An 8,547-nucleotide genomic window follows, 5' to 3' on the forward strand; every position below is an offset into this window, starting at 1 on the left:
ACAAAAAAAAAAAACCCGCCATTATTGGCGGTTTTTTTGTTTTCAGAGCATACTATAAAAGTATCGTTTCATTGTGCGGTCTTGGCTTAGGCTGCACTACAACAGCAGTATCGCTGAAAGGCTGCTTACCTTCTCAGCACTAAAAACCGCCAAAGTATCGGCGGTTTTTAGTTTTATCATAATAACATTGGCTAACCTACCCCAGTTCGAACCAGGTCACGCCCCGTAATACACCGACTTTGGACAAAAACGTATCGCCAACAAGCATCGGTTTGTACGAAAGACCCGTGATCTCATCCGCTTTTTTCACAATAATACCGCCCTCACCTTCCTTGCGTCGCTGCAAAAAGTTTAAAGTTGTGGTTAGTGTCAGGTCGATAATTTCCATGCTGGGTAACGTTAGCCAGGCATGAATATCCATCGTGTCATCTTGATGCCCATTCGCCAATTTGTCTGCAATCATGTCATCATCGAATCTGTAGAGTCCCCTCTGAGTCCCGTCATCGATCCAACCAAGTGTGTAATAAACCGGACACCCCAGCCATTCTTCAAGAACAGGGCGAGCCTTAAAATTAATAGATAGACACTGCCCCACCATTTGCTCATAACTCAAAATACCTTCAAATGCCGGAGCCAACACCCGATTCATCTGGCGGATCCGTTTATCATTCATAACCCGCGTAAATGTTTCACTGAAAATATCTGGGGGGGTCAGATTAAAACGGGCCGTTCGTTCCAACGCTATTTTAAATTCCTCGCTGTAAGTCATACTTAGCTCTCCATTTTTTCCTGTTCCATAAAATTAGCTAACGAGGTTTTGGTCTGTTTCGTAATAGCTGCTGAGTTCGATTAACCAGTTCAGACTTATCTTCTTTCGCTAATACATAGCCCGCCTGTTGACGCTGCTCTGGCTGAGTCAGTGGCAATGCCTTATCGCTCATCGCATTAAAGTAAGGAACGGCAGCGCACGCCTGACTGACATAATCAGGTTTACCCACAAAGGCCAGAGTCTCACCACTCTTATCTTCAGCCAGGCTCAAGGCCGTTATGATATTTGCACCTTGTGACTCAAACGGCCTGGTCACTTCAATCTGCGCACCCCGATCGACAATCTGCGTAATCCCATCAGTCTGATACAAAATGGCCCCATCCCGGTTGATTCGAGTCGTATATCCCTCGATACGGAACGGCTGAATATCATCAGCCACCGCACATTTAATAACATTATCAGAGAGAATAGCAGTACGTGCATCACGCTTGATTTTGTATGCCCACCCCCGCAATTGACTCACTGCGGCCCTGTCACCTTTCATCGCTTGCTGCTCAACCCAGACCTTATAAGTCTGACGCCGGTACTCAGGTGAAGCACGAAGTGCATCACGTTCAGCTCGGATATCTATTCGCAATGCCGCCATCGCTTTAGCGCGTTCAAACTCAATGATGTTATACGTCAGTTTTCGAAGCAGAGGGTCACGGACAGAAATTCGGACGTGCGCTTTACGTACCCGAAACTCTGCGGCCAACGTTCTGAACCGGTCTTTTGCATTAATGCTGGGGCGCTGCCAGGCAGTCTTATAGGCACGATATCGCGCTTTCAAATCTTCCCTGTCTTCAGCACGAGCAACTCGGCGTTCGAAACGGGCTAACTGATCACGGGCATGAAAACGTTCGTCATATTCTTTCTCAACCACGTACCCAAAGACCAATCGATTCTCGTCATGAACATCAACTTCCGGCGAGGGCTCAAAGGGACCCGCAAGAGGTTCGAGTGTAGACAACGTCAGGTCAGGGTGTAAGCTGCTGGCCTTCAATGGCGTTTGTTCTGCATTAGATCGGCTGTAAATAGCCAATCCCTTATCTTTCTGTTTTAATTCCAACCCCGCCCGAATAAGAACCGCGTGGATCTGTTCCCAGTTCACAGAATCAGATGTCAACGCATCAGCAATATCCTGTTGGCATTCTCTTACTGCATACGTATACAGACTTTCCTGGTCAGCATAATACTCCAGACCTTTAGCACCGTGTGGCATAGGTTTTTGGTCTGGATGAGCACGAACAATCTCTCTATTTTCATTAATAACGTAACAACCTTTGGTTGGCATCCAGCCGTATTTACGTTCCATTTCACGGCTGGCTTTATGCAACCGGGGGATATCGAAAGCATCATCGGCGGCTTTATATGTCATGGGGTTAATACGATTGACGGCAACATGACAATGCAGATGATTGGTGTCACGATGGATAGAGGTGACGTACTGATGGTCCGACATATCCAGCGCTCGAAGACTGTGACGGGCACTTTCAAATATCTGTTGCTCAGTAGGTGAATCTGTCTCCGGCCAGGAAAGAATGAAGTGATAGACAGGGTCCTTACACCGGGTATTCTGTAAGGCAACAGCTTGCATTTCTACTGCGGCAGTCGCCACACTGAAGGTATTCGTTTCGCACAACACACTATCGAAAATCACCTGGTGCCGACCATCAGGAAACGTTTCGGTAATATGCAGTTTTTCTTCATCGCCATCACGATGGATATAATCAATAAGTCTACCAAAGATAGCCTCTTTTGACTTCGAAGGACGCCACGCCGGATGTGATGGATCAATCGCTTCATCAGGTTTTTCCTCATCCCGAAGCGTGACATAGGCTACCAGTTTCAGGAAGCTGGACTTACCATCCCGGCGTTTCTTTGGTTTGACAACAATCACTGTCCCTCCCGCCCTATCGTTAAGATGGCTTTTTGTATGGCGACTAACACTTGCGAGTATTCTTTGCTAAATTTATCGCTGACATTTCCCCGACCTTCATTGAACAAATGTTTCTGAAGTCCCCCCAGCCTACTCAGTTCCATAATTAATTTGGTGTCACATTTGGCTTGTATCTTCCGGCCTAAAGCACAACGGCGCAGAAACTCGCCCACGCTAAGCCCTGCGGCATCTGCCTTTGCTTTTATCTGCTCTTTCTCTTCCGGGTAACAACGTATCCCCAGCAGAACATCAGACCGTTGGCGTTTCTCACTTTTACTCATTTTTTCCAGTTCAATAATCCAATCGTGCCGACGGGCACCAATCAGGGGTGTCGGGGCGAAGCCCTGACCCGGAGTTTTGTTGGGGCCGACTGCGTGCAGGCGGTTCAACAAAACATATCTGGTCCCGTGTTTAACACTGAGATACTGATTATGTCCTGTTTTTTCTTTAATGTCATTACGCCAGAAGGGCACGGGGGATTGGCCTTTGATTAAATTCTGGGATAAAGGTTATAATCGGTCACATTTTTAAAATTCAAAGTGAGAATCCGGATTATGGCTATAAACAGTTATTACACACAGGAGCAACTCGAACTTGCCAAAATGCAACTTGCTGACTTGCCAGATTTGAATGCATCAAGAATGACAGGAAAAGGCGTATTAGCTAACCTGCGTGAACAACTTATTGATTTGTCTGTGAAGAAAGGTTATTCAGTAACAGAAATAAAGTCCGCACTGGATGTGGCAGGAATTACTGTCAGTGCAAAAGCGATTAAAGAAACGATAGATAGCAATATCACAATGAAAAAGAAGAAAGCATCGGCAGCAAAAATCAATACATTGAATTCATCAACCCAGCCATAACAAGCACGAAATAAAATAGCATCATTAATGCTGAAGTGTCTGGATGTTATTTTATCGTGTGGAGGTCAATCCCCTGCACGATGAAATTGCGCTAAATTTGACGATTGAATATGAAATAACATGCGATTTATGGCATTTTTCTTTCAACCTCTCGATGAGATTGGAAGAAAATATCGGTTCACCGTTCGAAATAATTTCGCCCACGATCACGTCACCATCCCTATCTAACTCTATCATGTCGATATGATGTACCTGTATCATTCTAAAGATGAAGAGGCGAATGGCTTTCAACAAACCAAAAAGCTTAAGGTGCAACAGAGTATATTTTACTTTGTATAAATAAAAAGTGAAATTGTATTCATATTCTGCCAGCCAATGCTTAATATCCTATGACCGTTATTCTAATATTCTCACATCATCTAATGTCATATGTGCAATGCTGCACACCAGACATTTTTTAAATTAAATCTGTTTTTCCATCATATTATCCACAAAATAATAAAGCGACGCGCTATCGCCGCTTAAAGTTAATTTTATTTAACATGCTAATTTGTTTGAACAAACAATTTTATTTTCTCCAGAATTTCCTCATGCTCAAAATATTCACTGTCTAAGAACATAAAACAGACATCAAAAATACGAACATAAATAGGAACGATGTATCCCACGAACCGAGAATTGACCATAAATGATGAGGAGTGACTGACGGCCATTTTTCGCATGGTGGGAAGCATGCTCCATCCCCTTTCATATTCTTCGAGGGTAATACGTTCCGGTTGGGTTCTGGCGGCTTCATTAATCTGCATAAAAGCATCTTTAAACGGAATGATGTGACACGTCGGATCAACCTCACGGACTGTTTCCAAGGTTTTTCGATTCCATCGTGTCACATAAACATCTCCCTCCATTTCAGCGTAATCATAAATGTAGGTAGTACCGGTTATATAAAACACGGGTGAACTCTGATCGTGTCTCATACGGTTCCCTCTTTTTCCTGCGCGACATAAATTTCTTCAACACGCATCATAATCTGATTGTGTGTCAAATAGCGGTTATCACGCATTACAAAATAGTCACAACGAAAACGCACATAGATTTCCGTGATATCACCACAATACATTTCAATCATTTTGAACGATTCACTATGATCACCATGACGCCAATCTAACGGTGGGAGCACACACAGATTTTCGTTGTATGTCTCTTTATCAATCTGACTGATGGGCAATTTTTTGGCGTTACAATAAGCCAAATACGTATCAATATCTTTATCTGTCATGAAATACCCCTTGCTTAATGATGTGTCTTCTCAGGCTTTTTCCGGCGTTTTCCTTTTTCAAGGTTCAGTCGGTGCTGAGTCGCTTGCTTCGTGACACAGGAGCGGTACGGGGTATCAGCTGACGTGACAAGGGCGACGATGAGGCCGCATGCGCAAGGGAGTGAGGCACGAACGAGTGCGAACGGGAGAGACGACGGCGAAGCGTACCCTTTTCTCGGCAGCGCCCCGTGCCAGCGTAAGTCATGAAGAAAGCGGCTCTGCACAATCAGCAAAAGCAAAGGGAGACGCCGGAAATAAATCGGCAAAGCCGAATCTTAACGGCCACGACAGTGGCCAGTGAAAGCGGCGCGGTCATCAGACCGCTGCAAGCGCGCCCTGGACTGGATGACATCCGCTCAAGGCGGCTGGCATCCAGCAGGCAAAAAACACCGCCCCAGAAGACGGTAAAACATCAGATATAGGCTCGTTTATGCTCCAGTGTTCGCAACAATTGCCCCCACTCTGCCCCATTCAAGGCCGGTACACGGACCGGTTCCTGCTTGCTTTGGCAGTGAACAATATGTCGCCCTAATGCTTTCAGTCGGGGACTGATCGCAAATTCGTCAAGGGTGGCATGATGCATCCGCTTTTTTTGCGGTGTTCCGTTGGTGCGCTGGTTTACAAAATACGTCTGGCATGCAAGGATAAAGCGATCGTTAGTCATGGATTTGTCTCCGTTAACGATGGAGTTAACCGGCCTGTTCGTGCAGGCTGGAGATGAGAAGGCAGGGCGTAAGCTCTGCCTTTTTATTGCACGTCATAACTAAATAAATAGTGATATACATTATTGATATCATTATTTATGCATATTTAATCGATAGCGCGATAAATGAAACCACGCTCGCTGTGCTCGCTGGCGTAATCTTTCAACCAGTCATAGTTATTGGTCAGACGTTGCAGCAGCACCTCGTTATCATTTCCGCTCGCTTCCCACATCAGCACATTGAGTGCGTACAGGGTGACTATGATCCCCGCCGCATCACCGGAAATCTCAGCATCAAAATAGTTACTGGTAACCCCCATACGCGCTGTCTCCATATCTGGCCGTAGATAGGCTCCCCCATTAGATAAACGAAAAATGACCCAATGACCGCCATTATAGGCAGTGCAAAATTTACGCATATGGCCGTAGATCAGAGCCTCGCCTTTGATGTGCCTGGCACCGAACAACAAAGGAAATATGTCCATGCGTTGATAATTAGGCACTTTTATCGCGGTTACGGTAGAAGCGGTCTGAATATTATTTGCAAGGTTGGTCATGCTCATCTCTCCTGATAATGGCCTTTTTCTGGCGTCGCCCTTTTGGGTTTCACACAGCGCGGGGAGCCTTGCTCCGTGAAAAAAAGACCGGAACGGGGTATCAGCAGACATGACAAGGGCGACGACGAGGCCGCATGCGCAAGGGAGTGAGGAACGAGCGAGTGCGAACGGGGGAGATGACGGCGAAGCGAACCCTTTTCAGGGTTGCGCCCCGTGCCAGTGTCTTTCACGGAGAAAGAAAACCCGCAGCGAAACACCGGATAAAGGCCCAGTGGGAGCGAAGCTACAAAATGCGACATTTGTCTTCGTTGGGGCTCTGATTAACAACAAACCATGATCAGCTCAATGCCTCAAATATCATGTCCATCGAAAACCCCTTGTACTGGAGGTAGCGAATCTGTTTGTTTTTCTCTTTGGCTTCTGACGGCATCTCATCACCAAATTTACTGACTTTCAGCTCCCTTGCCATGGCATACCAGTCCACATCAACTTTCTCCAACGCCTGCTCGACCAACTCCTGAGGAAAACCCTTTTGCCTGATTTCCTGTTTGATTCTGGTCGGGCCATGTTTCTTTCGAACATGTTTTTCAATCAGATCCGTGATACCTATTGAGTGCATCCAGCTAGCGTTTAAGTCAGCTATTTTCTACAACTTGTAATGTCTGTGTCTGTCACAAGTGGAGAAAATCAATGAACACTTTAGTTAGTAACATCGGTGTGTCGGGGACTCTGATTGCCCTAGATATCGCTAAAAAACATCACGATGCAAAAATTCGGCACCCGGATGGACGAACATCCTACCTGCGTATTGAAAATTCCCTGGAAGGGTTCAACCGACTGCTTGCGCTCACCGCTTCACCCCATGAAGATATTATCGCTGCCTTTGAACCTACAGCTGATTATCACCGCAACATCGCATGGTGGTTACATAAGCAGGGAGTTCAGTGCCATCTTGTTTCATCTATCAGATGTGCGCGAGCTCGTGAGATGCTGTTTAAGACCTGGGATAAAAATGATCGCAAAGATGCCAGTGTCATTATGTATTTGCTCGAACAAGGATTATCTTCACCATTTTATGATCCTCTGGCGAATGGCATTATCGATATACAGGAGATATCAAACACATATCATCAGGTTACTCTGGCACTAACACGATGTCTGAACAGCCTGGTTAACCACTATCTGACCCTTTATTTTCCCGAAGCTGAGCAGTTTCTGCATATGTCCCGGGCAGAGTGGTTCTGCCAGTTTTTACTTCAATTCCCTACACCGTCTTGTATCACGTCACTGAACCGGGATGTGTTTGTAAAACAGTCATGGGATGTTGTTGGCCGGAAACAGTATAAACAGCAGTTTCTTGAACATCTCTATGATGTTGCTGCGGATTCCATTGCATTACCGTTGTCAGAAGATTCTCTGGCAGTGACCACGTTCAGATTGCAGCTTCACCGTTATGTCGGGCTTTCGGCTCAACGATTGCAGCTTGAAAAGCAGTCAGAAAAATATTTACAGGAACGGAGCGACTACAGACACTTACGTACGATCCCGGGTATTGGTGCTGTCATTGCCCTTATGATAATTGCCGAAAGTGGTGATTTGACACGTTTCGCTCATTATCGGCAGTACCTCAACTTTTGCGGTTTTAATCTTTCCGCCAGTCAGAGCGGACAAAAGCACAGTGGTTACAGATTGTCGAAACGTGGAAATGCGCGGTTAAGATATGCCTTCTGGCTTGCCGCCACCGTAGCCGTAAGAACGAGAGAAAACAGCTTCCGCTACAAATATGAACGTTATATTCGGGAAAATGGAGATAAGCCAGATCAGAAAAGAAAAGCCATGACGGCTGTGGCAACAAAAGTCGCCAGAGTGGCGCATGCAATTGTAAAGCAGGATATTGATTACAAAGGGTATTATGAAATAAGCCATGGGACGTGATTCAACGGGCCGTAAGGCGCATCGCGACCATTAGATAACGCTCAACGTCCATGGTTTCCCAAAATGCTGTGTTAAGTCCTGTCGGGCCATTTCGGACCCTTGTATGTCATGGTAAGCATATTTATAAGCCGAAAGGAGATGAGCAATATCGGATACAAAAATGAACCATCGTCTTCGTATTAGATGGCAGGATCCCTGCGTGTAAAATAGTTGACTCAGACGGTAGTCCGTTATCAGACGGTGATCATCCAGATAACCGCACTCAACCAGATGCGACAACGCCCTGTCGATATCCTCTCTGTCTTCCGTCAGATTACCCAGAACCCGCGTCAATTCACCGGATGCGTAATCCCGCTTTGCCAGCAGTGACACCGCGTAGTCATACAGTTCCTGTGATGTCATGAGGCACCTCCGTTGTAATGGA

10 protein-coding genes and 1 pseudogene are annotated in these 8,547 nt (G+C 45.8%); 2 read left to right on the top strand and 9 right to left on the bottom strand.

Features of this window, described 5'->3' with window-relative positions; translation table 11 throughout:
* Positions 1 to 196: 196 nt before the first annotated feature.
* Genes AEP37_RS21570 through mobA form a run of 3 tightly spaced genes read right to left on the bottom strand, consistent with a single transcriptional unit; the run spans position 197 to position 3,028 of the window.
* On the bottom strand, positions 197 to 769 hold the full coding sequence (locus AEP37_RS21570) for a hypothetical protein (protein ID WP_012606360.1): 573 nt from the start codon (positions 767 to 769) through the stop codon (positions 197 to 199).
* Between the two features lie 37 nt (positions 770 to 806).
* On the bottom strand, positions 807 to 2,708 hold the full coding sequence (gene traI, locus AEP37_RS21575) for a TraI/MobA(P) family conjugative relaxase (RefSeq protein ID WP_072086385.1): 1,902 nt from the start codon (positions 2,706 to 2,708) through the stop codon (positions 807 to 809).
* Complete coding sequence (gene mobA / locus AEP37_RS21580; RefSeq protein WP_012606362.1) at positions 2,705 to 3,028, bottom strand: plasmid mobilization protein MobA; 324 nt, start codon at positions 3,026 to 3,028, stop codon at positions 2,705 to 2,707. The genes traI and mobA overlap by 4 nt, the downstream gene beginning before the upstream one ends.
* Positions 3,029 to 3,301: 273 nt before the next feature.
* Here mobA and AEP37_RS21585 point away from each other — a divergent pair, with 273 nt between their 5' ends.
* A complete protein-coding gene (locus AEP37_RS21585) occupies positions 3,302 to 3,610 on the top strand; it encodes a hypothetical protein (protein WP_049615262.1) in 309 nt (102 codons plus the stop codon).
* A gap of 545 nt (positions 3,611 to 4,155) precedes the next feature.
* Here the strand turns inward: AEP37_RS21585 and AEP37_RS21590 are convergent.
* The 5 genes from AEP37_RS21590 to AEP37_RS21620 form a co-directional block, all read right to left on the bottom strand.
* A complete protein-coding gene (locus AEP37_RS21590) occupies positions 4,156 to 4,587 on the bottom strand; it encodes a hypothetical protein (RefSeq protein ID WP_049615263.1) in 432 nt (143 codons plus the stop codon).
* On the bottom strand, positions 4,584 to 4,889 hold the full coding sequence (locus AEP37_RS21595) for a hypothetical protein (RefSeq protein WP_012606365.1): 306 nt from the start codon (positions 4,887 to 4,889) through the stop codon (positions 4,584 to 4,586). The genes AEP37_RS21590 and AEP37_RS21595 overlap by 4 nt, the downstream gene beginning before the upstream one ends.
* A 451-nt stretch (positions 4,890 to 5,340) precedes the next feature.
* On the bottom strand, positions 5,341 to 5,592 hold the full coding sequence (locus tag AEP37_RS21605) for a hypothetical protein (RefSeq protein WP_012606366.1): 252 nt from the start codon (positions 5,590 to 5,592) through the stop codon (positions 5,341 to 5,343).
* Positions 5,593 to 5,738: 146 nt separating this feature from the next.
* Positions 5,739 to 6,188 carry an antirestriction protein gene (locus tag AEP37_RS21610; RefSeq protein ID WP_049615265.1) on the bottom strand — a complete coding sequence of 150 codons (450 nt, stop codon included), beginning with the start codon at positions 6,186 to 6,188 and terminating at the stop codon, positions 5,739 to 5,741.
* Between the two features lie 337 nt (positions 6,189 to 6,525).
* Positions 6,526 to 6,807: a regulatory protein RecX gene (locus AEP37_RS21620; protein WP_012606379.1), complete on the bottom strand. Its 282-nt coding sequence runs from the start codon at positions 6,805 to 6,807 to the stop codon at positions 6,526 to 6,528.
* A 71-nt stretch (positions 6,808 to 6,878) separates the two neighbouring features.
* Between AEP37_RS21620 and AEP37_RS21625 the strand changes: the two genes are divergently transcribed.
* A complete protein-coding gene (locus AEP37_RS21625) occupies positions 6,879 to 8,123 on the top strand; it encodes an IS110-like element ISYps2 family transposase (RefSeq protein WP_012606380.1) in 1,245 nt (414 codons plus the stop codon).
* Between the two features lie 30 nt (positions 8,124 to 8,153).
* Here AEP37_RS21625 and AEP37_RS27425 read toward each other — a convergent pair.
* Positions 8,154 to 8,547 (bottom strand): annotated as a pseudogene (locus tag AEP37_RS27425) (hypothetical protein); the annotation flags it as partial.

It is taken from the genome of Yersinia pekkanenii (assembly GCF_001152565.1).
Lineage (GTDB): Bacteria > Pseudomonadota > Gammaproteobacteria > Enterobacterales > Enterobacteriaceae > Yersinia > Yersinia pekkanenii.